Genomic DNA, 283 nt, shown 5'->3' on the forward strand with positions numbered 1-283 from the left:
CGATCTGGTCGGCCTCGTAGACGACCGGCTTGAGGCCCATCTTCATGAGCTCGTAGGCGGCGATGATGCCGGAGAGGCCGCCGCCGATGACGGCGACCTCGGTGCCGTGCTCGGTGGCGGGCACGGAGCCGAGCCCGGCCGGGTGGGCGAGGTAGTCGTCGTAGGCGTACGGGAAGTCCGGCCCGAACATGGTGATGGGCGGCAGCGCCTGGTTCTCGGCGTGCTGCTCGTCGTGGACGGCGGCGGTGGGCACCGTGGACGTCATCGGCTGGACTCTCCTACT

The 283-nt window shown here is 70.0% G+C and carries 1 protein-coding gene; it reads right to left on the bottom strand.

The annotated features are described in order from the left end of the window. The coding region (locus ACSNOD_RS31895; RefSeq protein WP_436770536.1) for an NAD(P)-binding protein at window positions 1-265 on the bottom strand (265 nt) is incomplete at its 3' end. Window positions 266-283: the final 18 nt, after the last annotated feature.

Source organism: Streptomyces sp. URMC 123, from assembly GCF_051386515.1.
GTDB lineage: Bacteria > Actinomycetota > Actinomycetes > Streptomycetales > Streptomycetaceae > Streptomyces.